The organism is Exiguobacterium sp. SH0S2 (genome assembly GCF_004337185.1).
In the GTDB taxonomy this organism is placed as follows: Bacteria; Bacillota; Bacilli; order Exiguobacteriales; family Exiguobacteriaceae; genus Exiguobacterium; species Exiguobacterium aurantiacum_A.
In genome coordinates this window covers 1-15,498 of the sequence record NZ_SJVB01000004.1, presented here as the reverse complement: position 1 = coordinate 15,498, position 15,498 = coordinate 1, and the positions used below count along the sequence as shown (strand labels likewise).

General features: G+C 49.0%; 13 protein-coding genes and 1 rRNA gene. 9 read left to right on the top strand and 5 right to left on the bottom strand.

The features are described 5' to 3' along the window. Window positions 1–15: 15 nt before the first annotated feature. Window positions 16–1,395 carry a tRNA uridine-5-carboxymethylaminomethyl(34) synthesis GTPase MnmE gene (gene mnmE, locus EVJ21_RS10595; protein WP_070329335.1) on the bottom strand — a complete coding sequence of 460 codons (1,380 nt, stop codon included), beginning with the start codon at window positions 1,393–1,395 and terminating at the stop codon, window positions 16–18. Between the two features lie 170 nt (window positions 1,396–1,565). Here mnmE and EVJ21_RS10590 point away from each other — a divergent pair, with 170 nt between their 5' ends. Beyond that, on the top strand, window positions 1,566–2,318 hold the full coding sequence (locus tag EVJ21_RS10590) for a nucleotidyltransferase domain-containing protein (RefSeq protein ID WP_131490460.1): 753 nt from the start codon (window positions 1,566–1,568) through the stop codon (window positions 2,316–2,318). 18 nt (window positions 2,319–2,336) lie between these two features. On the opposite strand, the gene EVJ21_RS10585 is transcribed toward EVJ21_RS10590, so the two are convergent. The 4 genes from EVJ21_RS10585 to rpmH form a co-directional block, all read right to left on the bottom strand. Then, the gene (locus EVJ21_RS10585) at window positions 2,337–2,879 is read right to left on the bottom strand and encodes an HdeD family acid-resistance protein (RefSeq protein WP_131490458.1); all 543 of its coding nucleotides are present in this window, start codon (window positions 2,877–2,879) and stop codon (window positions 2,337–2,339) included. Window positions 2,880–2,998: 119 nt separating this feature from the next. Further along, window positions 2,999–3,859: a membrane protein insertase YidC gene (gene yidC / locus EVJ21_RS10580; RefSeq protein ID WP_070329332.1), complete on the bottom strand. Its 861-nt coding sequence runs from the start codon at window positions 3,857–3,859 to the stop codon at window positions 2,999–3,001. Between the two features lie 103 nt (window positions 3,860–3,962). Continuing rightward, window positions 3,963–4,316 (bottom strand): ribonuclease P protein component, encoded by a 354-nt coding sequence (gene rnpA / locus EVJ21_RS10575; RefSeq protein ID WP_070329331.1) that lies wholly within the window; start codon window positions 4,314–4,316, stop codon window positions 3,963–3,965. A gap of 157 nt (window positions 4,317–4,473) precedes the next feature. Continuing rightward, entirely contained in the window at window positions 4,474–4,608 is a 135-nt protein-coding gene (gene rpmH / locus EVJ21_RS10570) for a 50S ribosomal protein L34 (protein WP_083274156.1), read from the bottom strand. A 778-nt stretch (window positions 4,609–5,386) separates the two neighbouring features. On the opposite strand from rpmH, the gene dnaA reads away from it, so the two are divergent. The 8 genes from dnaA to EVJ21_RS10530 all read left to right on the top strand — a co-directional run. Continuing rightward, window positions 5,387–6,760, top strand: coding sequence for a chromosomal replication initiator protein DnaA (gene dnaA / locus EVJ21_RS10565; RefSeq protein ID WP_070329330.1), 1,374 nt, complete (start codon window positions 5,387–5,389; stop codon window positions 6,758–6,760). A gap of 197 nt (window positions 6,761–6,957) precedes the next feature. Further along, entirely contained in the window at window positions 6,958–8,097 is a 1,140-nt protein-coding gene (gene dnaN / locus EVJ21_RS10560; RefSeq protein ID WP_070329329.1) for a DNA polymerase III subunit beta, read from the top strand. Between the two features lie 134 nt (window positions 8,098–8,231). Further along, window positions 8,232–8,447 carry a S4 domain-containing protein YaaA gene (gene yaaA, locus EVJ21_RS10555; RefSeq protein ID WP_070329328.1) on the top strand — a complete coding sequence of 72 codons (216 nt, stop codon included), beginning with the start codon at window positions 8,232–8,234 and terminating at the stop codon, window positions 8,445–8,447. Between the two features lies 1 nt (window position 8,448). Further along, complete coding sequence (gene recF, locus EVJ21_RS10550; RefSeq protein WP_070329327.1) at window positions 8,449–9,567, top strand: DNA replication/repair protein RecF; 1,119 nt, start codon at window positions 8,449–8,451, stop codon at window positions 9,565–9,567. Window positions 9,568–9,621: 54 nt separating this feature from the next. Then, a complete protein-coding gene (gene gyrB / locus EVJ21_RS10545; protein WP_071398677.1) occupies window positions 9,622–11,550 on the top strand; it encodes a DNA topoisomerase (ATP-hydrolyzing) subunit B in 1,929 nt (642 codons plus the stop codon). 22 nt (window positions 11,551–11,572) lie between these two features. Further along, window positions 11,573–14,158: a DNA gyrase subunit A gene (gene gyrA / locus EVJ21_RS10540; RefSeq protein ID WP_131490457.1), complete on the top strand. Its 2,586-nt coding sequence runs from the start codon at window positions 11,573–11,575 to the stop codon at window positions 14,156–14,158. Between the two features lie 61 nt (window positions 14,159–14,219). Continuing rightward, window positions 14,220–15,209, top strand: coding sequence for an HD-GYP domain-containing protein (locus EVJ21_RS10535; protein WP_131466034.1), 990 nt, complete (start codon window positions 14,220–14,222; stop codon window positions 15,207–15,209). A gap of 225 nt (window positions 15,210–15,434) precedes the next feature. Then, window positions 15,435–15,498: ribosomal RNA gene (locus tag EVJ21_RS10530) — 16S ribosomal RNA — on the top strand; the annotation flags it as partial.

Genomic DNA, 15,498 nt, shown 5'->3' with positions numbered 1-15,498 from the left:
AGTGTTTCCTCCTTCTTATTTCCCAAGACAAAACTGTGAAAACAGTTGATCGATCAAACTTTCCTGGACCGTGTCCCCATTGATTTCCCCGAGCGTATCCCACGCCCGACGTAAATCAATTTGGACCATGTCAATCGGCATGTTCATGCCGGCGCTACCGAGCGCCTCATCGATTTGCTCGATCGTCCGTTTAATGAGTTGAATGTGTCGTGCGTTCGAGATATATGTCATATCTTGCGACTCGACGCCTTTGGCGAAGAACAAGTTCGAAATCGCCTTTTCAAGCGCATCGATCCCTTCTTCCAATAATAGCGATGTAGCCACAATCGGGCGCCCTGCCGCTAATTTCTCTAGCTTAGAAGAATCCATGTTTTGTGGCAAGTCCGTCTTGTTGATGATGATAATCGCATTCATGCCGGCAATCGCCTCGAATAGCGCCTCATCTTCGACCGTCAAGCCCTCATGACCGTTCAAGACGAGCAAGATGAGATCGGCGCCCGCAAGCGCCTTCCGCGATTTTTCAACACCGATCCGTTCGACGATGTCTTCCGTCTCGCGAATCCCGGCCGTATCGATCAGCTTGAGCGGAACGCCTTTGACGTTCACGTACTCTTCGATCGTGTCGCGCGTCGTTCCCGCGATTTCCGTGACGATCGCCTTCGTTTCCTGGACGAGCGTGTTCAACAGCGAGGACTTGCCGACGTTCGGCCGTCCGATGATCGCTGTCGCGAGACCTTCGCGCAAAATCTTTCCTTGGCGAGCCGTTTCGAGCAGTTGTTCGAGCACACGTTTCACTTCGCCCGCCTTCTCTTCAACGATCGCTTGCGTCATCTCTTCAGCATCGTACTCTGGGTAATCGATATTGACCTCGACGGCTGCGATCGTTTCAAGCAACAGTTGACGCAAATCGCGGACGAGCCGCGACAAACGACCTTCCATCTGTGACATCGCCACGGTCATGGCGCGGTCGGTCTTCGCCCGAATCAAATCCATGACCGCTTCCGCTTGTGACAAGTCGATGCGGCCATTCAAAAAGGCGCGCTTCGTGAACTCGCCTGGTTCTGCCAATCGAATGTTCGGTTGTTCGAGGATCAGCTCGAGGACACGATTGACCGCGACGATTCCTCCGTGACAGTTGATTTCGACGACGTCTTCTCGCGTGAACGTCTTCGGCGCCCGCATGACGCTGACCATCACTTCATCGATGACCTCGTCTGTGCCAGGCCGTTTCAGTTTTCCGTAATGAATCGTGTGCGAGTCCACTTCCGTCAAGTCTTTGCCCGCGAACACGTTCGCCGTCGTCTCGACAGCCTTATCACCGGACAAACGGACGATTCCGATTGCCCCTTCACCCATCGGCGTCGAAATGGCTGTAATCGTGTCAAACTCTAGCATAATCTTCCCCTCCCATACTTCAAACATCTTTATCTATCATATGCATAACGCACCTACTATACACGATATTTAGCTCGAACGAAAGGGTCCGACCTTTCCATCACGAGTTGCTTTTTCAGCTTTTACTTTTGTACAATAGCGGAATATATTTCCAAAGGAGGCACGACGGAATGAGACAATGTGAGGCCATTTCTAAACTGACGGACGTGTTACAGCAAGACGAAGCCGTTCAAGCGATTTTTCTTAAAGGATCGTTTGGACGCGGGGAAGGCGATGAGCATTCGGACGTCGACCTTTATGTCATGGTCGCCCCGGAGAAGGTCGCTGACTTTTTAAGCCGACGGCGCCAGCACTTGTCGGCGTACCGTCCAATCTTGCTCGAGGACGACATCGACATCGTCGCCCCGCAACTGATTGTCGTCTACGATGACTTCTTACACGTCGACTTGTTCACCGTCACGTCGGAGACGTTGAACGGGCACGACGAAATTATGGTGCTGTTCGACCCCGGCAACCGGCTTGAACATCATCCCCGTTCGCTCACCTTGGCTACAGATGACTTATACGGGCACGCCTTCGATGCGATTTGGTTTTTCTTTCAATATACGAAAGCACGCGACCGCGGAAACGACATTTGGGCCGTCGAGATGTTGCGCCAAGGGATGAACCATTTCGCCTACGTCCTTGCAGCCCATTACGAGCCGCATCGTAGCGTCCTCGGGTTGAAAGACGTGGCTGCACGCGCCCGCATTGATTTGCGTGCGTGGTATGAGTCGTTGACCCCGACAAAACATGCCACGGCAGCGCGACTGTACGTCGCTCGCCTAGAGGAGGAACGTCGATTTTTGGAGACGATCGAAGGGTTCGCAACAATCCGACCGTTTCTCATAAATTTGCTGCAACGCGAAAAGAGCCGCCTGTGAAATCAGGCGGCTCTTCGTTCATCCATGCTGGCGTCTTGCAGACCGAAGCGTGAAATAGAGTACTACTTCGATGAGACCGACGGCAATTAAAAAGCCGCCGAACAATTGAAACAAGACGAGTAAGCTGTCGAACGGGTTCGCCAGCATGAGTAGCCCGATCCCGATCCACAACAAGCTGCTCAATAGAAAGAACATCCAGCGACTCGCAATCGTCTTGCGAAAACCAACGGCTTGAATGAGCCGGATGAGCCCGCCAAACAAGAACAAGAAACCGATGAAGAGCGGCAAGAGGCTGGCTAACGTTTCAGCGAAGAAAAAGACGATCAAGGCAATCAAGATATAGACGATCCCCATAAAGAACGATGGCGGCAACCCATCTTTTCGTTGGCGAAGACCTTGGAACAACACCCAAAGACCGAGTACAGCAAAATAACCGGCGACGAGATAAACGATGACGTCAAAGAAAAAGCGCGGATTGAATAAAATCAGTAACCCGATCACCAAATAAATACCGGCTTGGACTAATGTCGAACGTTCAAGCCGTTTGATCAGCGTCTCCATACGGAAAGCTCCCTTCTTGATTCAGATGATTGGTCCTTAATCCTATTCCCGCATTTTATCCACAATACTTCTCTTGTCATAAAAAAAGACTGTGGATTATTTATCCACAGCCTCAACGTTTATTTACGTTTTTTCTTTTTGTTCTGTTTTTCTTCTTCTGCGAGTACCGCGCGCTCTGCTTCTTTCGCAGCGATTTTCGCTTCAGCTTGAACTTTCATCTTCTCACGCATCGGCAACATGATCGCCATCGTCACGATGATTGAGATGATGTAACCGACGACCCAGTACATCGAGAGGGCTGCCGGGAGGGTGATCGACATGACGAAGATCATGACCGGGAAGATATAAAGCATCATCTTCAACTGCGGGTTTTGTTCTTGCCCCGCCATTGAGATTTTTTGTTGGGCGTACGTCAAGATCGCAGCAAGGATCGGCAAGATGAACGTCGGATCCGGCGCACCAAGGTCGAACCAAAGGAAACTTGCTTCAAAGATTTCAGGTGTCCGACGAATCGCATCATAGAATGCGAATAAGATCGGCATTTGAATCAAGATTGGCAAACACCCTGCGAGCGGGTTGATTTGGTAGTCTTGATACATCTTCATCATTTCTTCTTGCAGTTTACGCTGTGTCTCTTGGTCTTTCGAGCTATACTTCTCACGAAGCTTGAGCATTTCCGGTTGCAACACTTGCATCGCACCCATACTCTTCGTCTGCTTGATCATGAGCGGTAAGATCAAGAGGCGGACGATGATCGTCGCAACGATGATCGAATACCCGTACTGCCAAGTGCCGCCGATTAAATAAGCCGCTTCTTTTAACAACCATGCTAGTGGCCATACAAAGTATTGAGACCAGAAGCCTTCCGTTTCAGCCGTGATCGGCTCTCCTTGGATTGTCGATGGATCGACACATCCGGCCATCAACAAGATGACACCAGTCATGACGGCCAATAATCCTAATTTCAGGTTTTTGCTCATAATTCCTCCTACGCTTTCTGTATCGATTCTTTTAGTTGCGTCACACGTCTATCGGTCAATCCTAATTAGTTCGCGTTATATATGAAAGAACGAGCTCGGATTGTTATGATCGATCGACTTGTCTCTGTTGCCAAACTTTAGCTCGTTTGAACACATGTTTCAAACTCTCCGTCACTTCATCTTGCGAGAGCGACGTCGCCGGTTTACGAGCGATGATGACATAATTATGCGGAGCTACGTTCGGTTCGAGCAAGCGAAGCGATTCACGCATCAATCGTTTCATTCGGTTTCGTTCCACTGCGTTCCCTAACTTTTTGCTGACAGAAAGTCCAACCCGGAAATGCGCTTGATCCGCCTTTTGCGTGTAGACGACAAACTGACGATTAGCCACGGAGCGTCCTTCGCGAAACACCGCTTGGAACTCTTCATTCTTTTGGAGGCGGTATTCTTTTTTCAAAATTCTCACTCCATCCTTCGCTTCAAAAATCGTCACCTAACATCATATCATATCCCATTCATTTCAACGAGTGAGAATCGATTTTTTCCGTTCGATTCTGTGACGATAAAAAAAGATTGCCCGAGGATCAGTTCCCCGGGCAATCTTTTGATTTTTATTAGACAGTCAAGGCTTTGCGGCCTTTACGACGACGAGCTGCAAGAATGTTGCGGCCGTTTTTAGTCGCCATACGCGAACGGAATCCGTGAACTTTTTTACGCTTACGGTTGTTAGGATTAAAAGTTGGTTTCATGGTTAAAGCACCTCCTCAAGGTTAACGCTCTATTAGCAAGTTATAGTTTCATTTAAGGCAGTCTTTAAGATTATATAAACTGTTCTACCGATTGTCAATGGCATTTCAAGAGGTTTTCGAATCGGGCACGAATAGTTGGCAGCGATGGACTTGATCTTCCCAGCTAGACGGATCAGGCTAGACATCGATAAAATAGGGGACTAAACGAGACGCAACCTTTACATTTGAGCCGTCATTCTTTTACAAATAGCTTAATAAAGCCGTTTTATCCACATATCCACCTACTTATCCACACTTATATGTGTATAACTCCATCTTTTTCAACAATTGTAACGTGCGGTTTCTTAAAATTCCACTTTCTTCTCTTACAAAAACAATACGATATTTTCCTTCTCCCTCTTTTGTGCATAACTTTTTCATGACGGCTCGTTCACTTTAAGTTTATCCACAACATATCCACAGCTTATCCACACTGTCCACAGCATGTGGATAAGTGCCTGTGGATTGTTTTTTTAATCTGTGGATAAATGTCAAAAACCGTTGCCACGTCTATTTTATTTTGCTAAACTAAATGTGCACAACTCGTGGATGATATTTCATCAATTCCGAGATATACACAGCCTGTGGATAACTGTTATCCCCATAGTTAACACCTTGTGGATAACGTTATCCACAGTTTTTGTTTCCTGGGGATAAGCCTAGTTTCTACTATAAGAATAGTGAATGTGTATATCATGTGAATAAGTTTCGCCAATATGTGAGTAAAGGAGGTCTTTCATTGAAAAATGCTCGCGAGATTTGGAGAAATGTTTTATCTCTAATCGACGAAGAAGAACGAACACCAAAAGCTAGCTTTGACATGTGGTTGAAGTCAACGGAAGGAATTTCATTGATGGGAACGACACTCGTCGTATCCGCCCCCGCTAGTTTCATTGTCACTTGGCTCGAACGTCAGTACTTGTCATTACTGCAAGATACGGTTGAGGAAGTGACGAACAATCGACTTGAGATTCATTTTATCGAGGAGTCGCAAGCGCACAAGTATGCTCCTGCAGAGGGATCAAAAGAAGCGATTGCCGCTACAGAAACGAGAGAGCAGCCGGTTCCAGTACGATCAAAAGAGGAAGGGAACCTCGGTCAATTAAACGATAAGTATATCTTTGAAACGTTCGTCATCGGTTCGGGCAACCGGTTTGCCCACGCTGCCTCACTGGCTGTGGCCGAAGCGCCTGCGAGAGCTTACAACCCGCTCTTCATCTATGGGGGAGTCGGACTTGGAAAGACACACTTGATGCATGCGATCGGTCATTACGTGAAAGGGCAGAAGCCAGGCGCACGAATCGCCTACGTTTCGTCGGAAAAGTTTACAAACGAGTTCATTAACTCAATCCGCGACAACAAGACAGAGGAGTTCCGTAACCGTTACCGGAACATCGATGTTCTATTAATAGATGACATTCAGTTCTTGGCCGGGAAAGAACAGACGCAAGAAGAGTTCTTCCACACGTTCAATGCGCTCCATAACGATCAAAAGCAAATCGTCATCTCGAGCGATCGGCCGCCTAAAGAGATTCCGACGTTAGAAGATCGTCTCCGGTCTCGGTTCGAATGGGGACTGATCACGGATATCACGCCGCCTGACCTCGAGACGCGGATCGCGATTTTACGGAAGAAAGCGACAGCTGAAGGGCTTGATATCGCCAATGATGTCATGCTCTACATCGCGAATCAAATCGACACGAACATTCGTGAGCTTGAAGGCGCACTTACCCGCGTCGTCGCCTATGCGAAGCTCGTCGCCCGGCCGATTGACCCTGATGTCGCTGCCGAAGCGCTCCACAACATCATGCCGGTGCAAGAGGCGAAGAAGATTGTCATCCGTGACATCCAAGAGATCGTCGGTCATCACTTTAATATCGAGGTCGATGAGCTCAAAGCGAAAAAACGGACGAAGACGCTCGCTTTCCCGAGACAGATCGCGATGTATTTATCACGCGAGATGACCGAGAGCTCACTCCCTAAAATCGGAGAAGAGTTCGGTGGGCGGGATCACACGACAGTTATCCACGCGCATGAGAAGATTAGCACGTTACTCAAGCATGATCCGGAGATGCAAGAGACGATTAAAACATTGAAGAAGGCGTTGTCGTAACCGTCTCATTCCTCCTGTGGATATCCTGTGGATAAACAAGCCGAGTTATCCACATGTTATTCACAGGCAGATTGGCTCAACACCAGTTGTTCAAGTGAGTTATCCCCACTATCCACAGCCCTTATTACTATTATGACTTAAATAATACTATTATTATTAAACTATATGACTCATTTCACTTAGGAGGAATTATCCACATGCACTTAACGATTCAGCGCGATGTATTCATGCAAGCCGTACAAGATGTATCAAAAGCTGTTGCTTCTAGAACGACGATCCCAATTTTGACAGGATTAAAACTTGAAGCCCATGCGGATGGATTGACGCTCACAGGAAGTGATACGGAAATTTCGATCGAACGATTGATCCCGGTCGAAGAGGGTGGAATCGAACTCATCCAAATCCAACGTGCCGGTAGCGTCGTCTTGAACGCCCGTTTCCTTGGTGAAATCGTCAAGAAGCTCCCGACGAACGAAGTCACACTCGAAGTCTCACCAAACTTCATGACGCGTATCGAATCAGGTCAAGCGGAGTTCCATCTGAACGGACTCGACCCAGACGAGTATCCACGTCTCCCTGAACTAGCGAGCGACCGCCGGTTCTATCTTCCGGCCGATTTGTTGAAGACGATCATTCGCCAAACAAGCTTTGCCGTCTCGTCGCAAGAGACACGTCCAGTCCTGACAGGTGTGAATTTCTCAGCTGAAAAAGGATTTTTGACATGCGTCGCGACGGATAGCCATCGGTTGGCACTGCGCCGGGCCCGTTTTGAAACAGATGACGATTTGACGTTCCAAAACGTCGTCGTGCCGGGTCGTTCGCTCAATGAGCTCGCAAAATTACTTGACCGTGAAGAGTTGCCGATTGAAATCGTCTTGACGGACCAACAGATTCTATTCCGTCTGAAAAACATTTCGTTCTTTTCACGTCTTCTTGATGGAGCGTACCCAGATACGTCTCGCTTGATCCCAGAAGAATATCGGACTGCAGTTCGTTTGAATGCGAAAGATTTCTTACAGGCGATTGATCGTGCATCGCTGTTGGCACGTTCGGATCGCAACAATGTCATCAAGTTCGTGGCTGAAGAAGCGAACACGGTCGAAGTCTCTTCACACTCGCCTGAAGTCGGGAAAGTGTCCGAGCGGGTCAGCATCTTATCGCTCGAAGGTGAAGAACTCAAAATTTCGTTCAACTCGAAATTTGTCATGGATGCGCTTCGTGCGCTCGATGCGACGGAAATCGAGGTTCAATTCACAGGTTCGATGCGCCCGTTCATTTTGCGTCCGGTCGAACAAGATAGTGTCCTTCAGTTGATTTTGCCAGTCCGCACATCGTAATCAAGATGGAGCGAATCGGGGATGATGAGGTGTTTCACCTTATCATCCCTATTTTTGCCTTATTCGACGTTTTTCGATAAACTAATATGTATGGCGATTTTTTGTGAAAAGTATGAAGGAAAGGAAGTGACGACATGGAAAAAGTGTCGATTACGACCGAGTATGTAACACTCGGACAATTTTTAAAATTAGCTGATATTATTTCAAGCGGAGGCCAAGCGAAATTCTTTTTGGAAGACGTTGAGATCAAAGTGAACGGCGAGGTCGATCAACGCCGCGGCCGTAAACTCCGCGACGGAGACAAGATTGAAGTCGAGGGCTACGGGGACTTCCAAATCGAGGGGAACTAACGTGCACTTATTGTCGATTCGACTGCAAAACTACCGCAACTACGAAGCCCTTGAGCTAAATTTTTCAGAACAGACGAATGTTCTCATCGGTGAGAACGCCCAAGGCAAAACGAATCTGCTCGAATCGATTTACGTACTTGCGCTCGCAAAGTCGCATCGGACGACGCAAGACCGTGAACTGATCGGATGGGAAGCGGAAACGGCCATCGTCGAGGGTCGGATCCATAAACGTACCGGTGAAACGGTACAGTCGCTGAGCTTTTCTCCGAAAGGGAAAAAAGCGAAACTGAACCACCTCGAGCAACGACGGCTCAGTGACTACGTCGGAGCGTTCAACGTCGTCTTGTTCGCGCCAGAAGATCTTGCGATCGTCAAAGGCAGCCCTCAAGGAAGAAGACGTTTTTTAGATATGGAAATCGGACAAGTCAGTCCGATTTACTTACATGACTTGAATCAGTATTTGAAAACACTGAAGCAACGGAATGCATTTTTAAAACAACTGTCGATCAAAGGTGGGGACGAGACATTGCTCGAAGTGCTCACCGACCAACTGATTGAGCTTGCCGTCAAAATCGTCTCCAGGCGCCACCATTTTATCGATCAACTCGAGAAATGGGCCGGACCGATCCATGCAGGAATCACTCGGAACTTAGAAACGTTGACGATTCAATACGTCTCGGACACGTTTCAAAAAGAACGTCACACGAAAGAACAGATGTTTGAAACGTATCGGCAAAAGTTTGATAAAATAAGAGAGAACGAACGAAGAAGAGGTGTGACCCTGTTCGGTCCCCATCGCGACGACTTCGAATTGTACGTCAATGATCGGAACGTCCAAACGTTCGGTTCACAGGGCCAGCAACGCACGGCGGCCTTGTCGTTAAAACTAGCGGAGATTGAACTGATCCACGAAGAGGTCGGGGAGTATCCGCTGCTGTTGTTAGACGACGTCTTATCTGAATTAGATGATCATCGCCAAACCCATCTGCTTGATACGATGGGGCAGAAAGTCCAAACGATTATTACGACGACCAATATCGATGGAATTGCTCACGAAACGATTCAACAAGCCAAGTTGTTTCACGTGAAACAAGGTAAAGTTGAGACGGAATCTGTCTAACGTACGACCAATCCTTATGAACACCAATTCATGTATAGTAGGTGAATGAAACCGATGAGTAACGAAAACGAAAAACAAATGCAAGATTACGGTGCCGATCAGATTCAAGTGCTTGAAGGGTTAGAAGCCGTTCGTAAACGCCCAGGGATGTATATCGGTTCGACGAGTTCACGCGGGCTCCATCACTTAGTGTGGGAAGTCGTCGACAACTCGATTGATGAAGCGCTAGCCGGTCATTGTGAAACGATTACCGTGACGGTCGAACCAGGCAACTCTGTCGTTGTCGAAGATGATGGCCGGGGGATTCCGGTCGACATTCAGAAAAAGACAGGACGTCCTGCCGTCGAAGTCATCTTCACCGTTCTCCACGCCGGAGGTAAATTTGGCGGCGGTGGATATAAAGTGTCGGGTGGTTTGCACGGAGTCGGGGCGTCCGTCGTTAACGCCTTGTCGAAGAAACTCGAAGTGTTCGTACGCCGAAACGGTAACGTTTACTATCAATCGTTCAAACGCGGCGCACCTCAAGGTGAGCTCGAGATTGTCGGCACGACAGACACGACCGGTACGACGGTTCGTTTCTTCCCAGATGGAGACATCTTCGACGAAACACTCGAATACGATTTTGATCTTCTCGCAACGCGCTTGCGTGAACTTGCTTTCTTGAACAAAGGACTCCGTATCATCGCAAAAGATGAGCGGGGCGATGAAACGATCGAGCGAAACTATTATTACGAAGGCGGGATCAAGTCTTACGTCGAGCATTTGAACCGTTCGAAGTCTTCGATCCACGAGGAACCGGTTTATGTACACGGTACGAAAGACGGGATCGAAGTAGAGATCGCGCTGCAGTACAACGAAGGGTTCTCTAGCAATATTTACTCGTTCACAAACAACATTCCGACACACGAAGGCGGAACGCACGAGACCGGATTCAAAACGGCACTGACACGGGCGATCAACGATTACGCCAAACGCTTTGGATTGATGAAAGAGGCTGATGGCAGCCTTTCTGGCGACGACGTGCGTGAGGGGATGACCGCGATCGTCTCGGTCAAACACCCGTCACCGCAGTTCGAGGGACAGACGAAGACGAAGCTCGGTAACGCTGACGCCCGTACGGTGACAGATTCACTCTTTAGCGAGACGTTCGAACAGTTCTTACTTGAGAACCCGTCGGTCGGCCGACTCATCGTCGACAAAGGGCTCATGGCAGCCCGTGCCCGCCTCGCGGCCAAACGCGCCCGTGAAATGACACGTCGTAAAGGCATCCTTGAAGTCAGCTCGTTGCCAGGTAAGCTGGCCGACTGTTCATCGAAGGACGCATCAAAATCTGAACTGTACATCGTCGAGGGTGACTCGGCCGGTGGATCAGCCAAGTCAGGACGCGACCGTCATTTCCAAGCGATTTTGCCAATCCGAGGTAAGATCATCAACGTCGAGAAAGCAAGACTCGATAAAATCTTAGCCAACCAAGAAGTCCGGACAATCATCACGGCACTTGGGACCGGGATCGCCGACGAATTCGATCTCGGCAAGGCGCGTTACCATAAGTTGATCATCATGACCGATGCCGACGTCGATGGTGCCCACATCCGGACACTGTTGCTGACGTTCTTCTATCGTTACATGCGGCCACTTATTGAGAGCGGCTACGTCTACATCGCCCAGCCGCCACTCTACGGTGTAAAACATGGTAAAGAGATTGTTTACGTCCAAAACGACCGCGAACTCCAAGAAGCAATCAAACGACTTCCTGAGAACGCGCGCTATAGTGTACAGCGCTACAAGGGTCTCGGTGAGATGGACCCGGAACAACTTTGGAGCACGACGATGAATCCAGAGTCTCGCTCGATGCTTCGTGTCGACCTTCAAGACGCCATCGAGGCAGATGAGGTCTTTGAGACGCTCATGGGCGACAATGTCGAGCCGCGCCGTGACTTTATCCAGTCACACGCACACTACGTGAAAAACCTCGATATTTAAAAAGAAGGGTAGGCAATAACGAATGGCAGAACAAGAAAATATCAAGGATATAAATATTAGCCAAGAGATGCGGACGTCGTTCATGGACTATGCGATGAGCGTCATCGTGTCGCGTGCCCTCCCGGACGTGCGAGACGGTCTCAAGCCGGTTCACCGCCGTATCCTTTATGCGATGAACGAGCTCGGGATTCGTGCCGACAAGCCCCACAAGAAGTCTGCCCGTGTCGTCGGTGACGTCATCGGTAAATATCACCCACACGGTGATTCAGCCGTTTACGAGACGATGGTCCGGATGGCCCAAGATTTCAGTTATCGCTATGAACTCGTCGATGGCCACGGAAACTTCGGGTCCGTCGATGGAGACTCGGCAGCGGCAATGCGTTACACGGAAGCCCGGATGTCGAAAATCGCGATGGAACTCGTGCGCGATATCGGTAAAAACACGATCGACTATCAAGCAAACTTTGATGGTGAAGAGAAAGAACCAGTCGTTATGCCGGCCCGTTTCCCGAACTTCCTCGTCAATGGTACGAGCGGGATCGCGGTCGGGATGGCGACGAACGTACCACCACATAACTTGAACGAAGTAATCGATGGCGTGCTTGCGCTCACGCACAATCCGGACATCACGATTTCAGAGCTCATGCAGTACATTCCGGGTCCGGACTTTCCGACGTCTGGTGAGATTTTAGGACGCAGCGGTATTCGCCGGGCGTATGAGACAGGTCGCGGATCGATCACGATGCGCGCGAAAGCCGAGATCCAAGTGTTGAAGAACGGCCGTGAACGCATCCTCATCCATGAAATTCCGTATCAAGTGAACAAGGCACGTCTCGTTGAAAAGATTGCTGACCTAGTTCGCGATAAGAAAATCGAGGGCATCACAGACCTTCGTGACGAGTCGGACCGAAACGGAATGCGCGTCGTCATCGAGGTACGCCGCGATGCGAACGCAAGCGTCATTTTGAACAACTTGTATAAACAGACGCCGATGCAAACGACGTTCGGGGTGAACATGCTCGCGCTCGTCGGAGGACGTCCGAAGACGCTCAACTTGAAACAAGCGATCTATTATTACATCGAGCACCAAAAAGAAGTCGTTCGTCGTCGGACGCAGTTCGACCTCGATAAGGCAGAAGCGCGTGCGCATATTCTCGAAGGTCTCCGTGTCGCGCTCGACCACCTCGATGAAGTCATCGCCATCATCCGCAGCACGCGGACCGGTGACGAGGCCCGTGAAAAGTTGATTACCCGCTTCGGGCTATCAACAGAGCAGACGCAAGCCATTCTCGATATGCGTCTCCAACGGTTGACCGGTCTTGAACGCGAGAAGATCGAAGGCGAGTATCGCGAGATCCGTACGTTGATCGAAGAATTGCGTGCGATTTTGGGGGACGAGGAACTCCTTCTCGAAATCATTCGCAATGAGTTGACTGAAATCAAAGAGCGTTACGGCGATGCACGTCGTACCGTGATTCGTACCGACATCATCGAGCTTGAGGATGAGGATTTGATCCCAGTTCGGGACATGATGATCGCACTGACGAGCGAAGGCTACATCAAATCGATTCCGAGTGACTCGTATCGCACACAACGTCGCGGCGGTCGAGGGAAACAAGGAATGGGTACGAATGACGAAGACTTCGTATTGCGCCTCTTATCTGCTTCAACGCACGATACGATCTTGTTCTTCACGAACTTCGGTCGCGTGTTCCGCTTGAAAGGATATGAGATTCCTGAGATGAGCCGAACCGCGAAAGGGATGCCGATTATCAACTTGCTCCAAGTCGATAAGGGTGAGAAGGTCGAAACGATGATCCCGGTCGACTTTAATAGCTATTTGGCGGACAAAGCCATCGTTGAGGACGTTGGTGAAGGTTCAGAAGAAGAAGAAGTGGCTGATGAGCAATTGTCACTCGTGTTTGTCACGAAGCACGGACTTGTCAAACGGTCACCGCTTTCTGCCTATGCTCGCATCAACAAAAACGGGTTGCGTGCCATCAGCTTAAATGATAGCGATGAGCTCGTTACCGTACGTCTCGCGAAGAGCGATGACGAGATGTTGATCGTGACACACGCAGGGATGTCGATTCGCTTCCCGCTCGAAGGTGAGGTCCGTTCGATGGGCCGTACCGCTCGCGGTGTACGTGCGATTCGACTGAAGAAAGATGATGATCGAGTCGTTTCGATGGAAATCGTACGCCCGACGCAAGACGTGCTCATCATCACGGAAAAAGGATATGGCAAACGCACGGCGATGGAACAATTCCGTACGCAAGGTCGAGGCGGTTCTGGAATTATCGGAATCAAGACAGACCGCGGAACTGTCGTCGGGATGCGCGTAGTCGATGAAGATGATGACATCATGCTCATGACCGAGCTCGGTGTCGCGATTCGAATCGATGCCCAAACAATTTCGCAAATGGGTCGTAGCACGCGCGGTGTCAAAGTCATGAATATCGAAGATGGCGACCGCTTGGCGACAATTGCTAAACTGAAAAAAGATGAATTAGAAGATGAATTAGAAGAGGAATCGACAGTTGATGTGGAGAATGGGTTTGTTGATGAAGCACCCGAAGTTGGCCCATCGTCTGAAGAGACTGAGTAAGGCGAAAAGGTTGAACGGTGCTTCCGTTCGACCTTTTTTCATACAATCAGGAGGGATGAGCATGCGACTTGCCATTTCAAACGTTCACGTTGGGATGACGCTTTTGACGTCAGTTTCTTCGTTAGAGGCAGGAACGAAACTGACAAACGAACATTTACGCTTGCTCCGTTTTTTAAAGGTGGGAGCGATTGATGTCGCTCCGGTCGAATGTCGCCATCTTACCCGCGACGAGGAAATCGAACTATGTGCAAAAGTGCTCCAATATGAACGGCATTACAATCAATGGGAAGAACGGATTGCCCCCAACCCTTACGAAGCGCTTGAATTCGTCCATCAACTGTTTAAACGTGAATATCCGCTATCGGCCATCGTCACGTTCTTTACGAATCAACCACTTCGAAAAAATCATGTGATTCATCATGCGATTTATCGAGCCTTAGTAGCCAAGACGCTATCGAAATACCGAGGAGATGAACACCGCATTCAATTCGATTATGGCGTGGCTTCTTATTTCGCAGATGCGAGCTACGCTAAAATACGAAAATGGTCCCACATGCGCTATTTCACAAAAATGGAACGAGAGCTGTTGTATCAGCACCCGGTCGTCTCGTTTGCGATGTTACCGCAAGATCAGACACTTAGAGCCAGGGTCGGTAAATTGATTGCCGAACATCATGAACGCTTAGACGGGTCAGGTTTTCCGAATCGGCTAGAAGAACGAGCCCTCCATCCTGCATCACCGTTGTTTATCGTCGCTGATCGGTTCTGCCAATTGACAGCCCCACGTACGTTCAGGTCAGCGTTGACAGCAGAAGAGGCTTATTTTTATATGTGGCAAAATGAGGCATACGATGGGGAAGCGTTGACGCTTTTAGCTACACTGCTCGGTTTTTACGATGTAGGACGGACTGTCTTACTGAGCAGCGGTGTGCGAGGAACGATTCAAGGTTACACGCCGAGCGTGGAACAACCGGTCGTGATCGCTGAACCAACGCAAGAAACGTACGATTTGTCTCAACTTGATGAGGTTCGAATCGTCGCTTTTCAATGACCGTCTAGCGTGTTCCTTCTATATAGTGCCGTTGAAAGAATACGCTAGATATTATTCTTTTAAAATATTTTATTTTTATAGTTGACGAATATAATTACAGATGATATTATTAATGAGTCGTTAAGAGCGACAGACGAACTTTGAAAACTGAACGATGAGGCAAAAAAAGTTTTACAAGTTTTGATTGAAGCGCAAGCTTCGTCATTTTCAAGAGCTATATCAAATTCTTTGGAGAGTTTGATCCTGGCTCAGGACGAACGCTGGCGGCGTGCCTAATACATGCAAGTCG

Bases quoted from the DNA above. Each gene is read 5' to 3' on its own strand.
- mnmE (WP_070329335.1), bottom strand. From the start codon at position 1,395: ATGCTAGAGTTTGACACGATTACAGCCATTTCGACGCCGATGGGTGAA.
- EVJ21_RS10590 (WP_131490460.1), top strand. From the start codon at position 1,566: ATGAGACAATGTGAGGCCATTTCTAAACTGACGGACGTGTTACAGCAA.
- EVJ21_RS10585 (WP_131490458.1), bottom strand. From the start codon at position 2,879: ATGGAGACGCTGATCAAACGGCTTGAACGTTCGACATTAGTCCAAGCC.
- yidC (WP_070329332.1), bottom strand. From the start codon at position 3,859: ATGAGCAAAAACCTGAAATTAGGATTATTGGCCGTCATGACTGGTGTC.
- rpmH (WP_083274156.1), bottom strand. From the start codon at position 4,608: ATGAAACCAACTTTTAATCCTAACAACCGTAAGCGTAAAAAAGTTCAC.
- dnaN (WP_070329329.1), top strand. From the start codon at position 6,958: ATGCACTTAACGATTCAGCGCGATGTATTCATGCAAGCCGTACAAGAT.
- yaaA (WP_070329328.1), top strand. From the start codon at position 8,232: ATGGAAAAAGTGTCGATTACGACCGAGTATGTAACACTCGGACAATTT.
- gyrB (WP_071398677.1), top strand. From the start codon at position 9,622: ATGAGTAACGAAAACGAAAAACAAATGCAAGATTACGGTGCCGATCAG.
- gyrA (WP_131490457.1), top strand. From the start codon at position 11,573: ATGGCAGAACAAGAAAATATCAAGGATATAAATATTAGCCAAGAGATG.
- EVJ21_RS10535 (WP_131466034.1), top strand. From the start codon at position 14,220: ATGCGACTTGCCATTTCAAACGTTCACGTTGGGATGACGCTTTTGACG.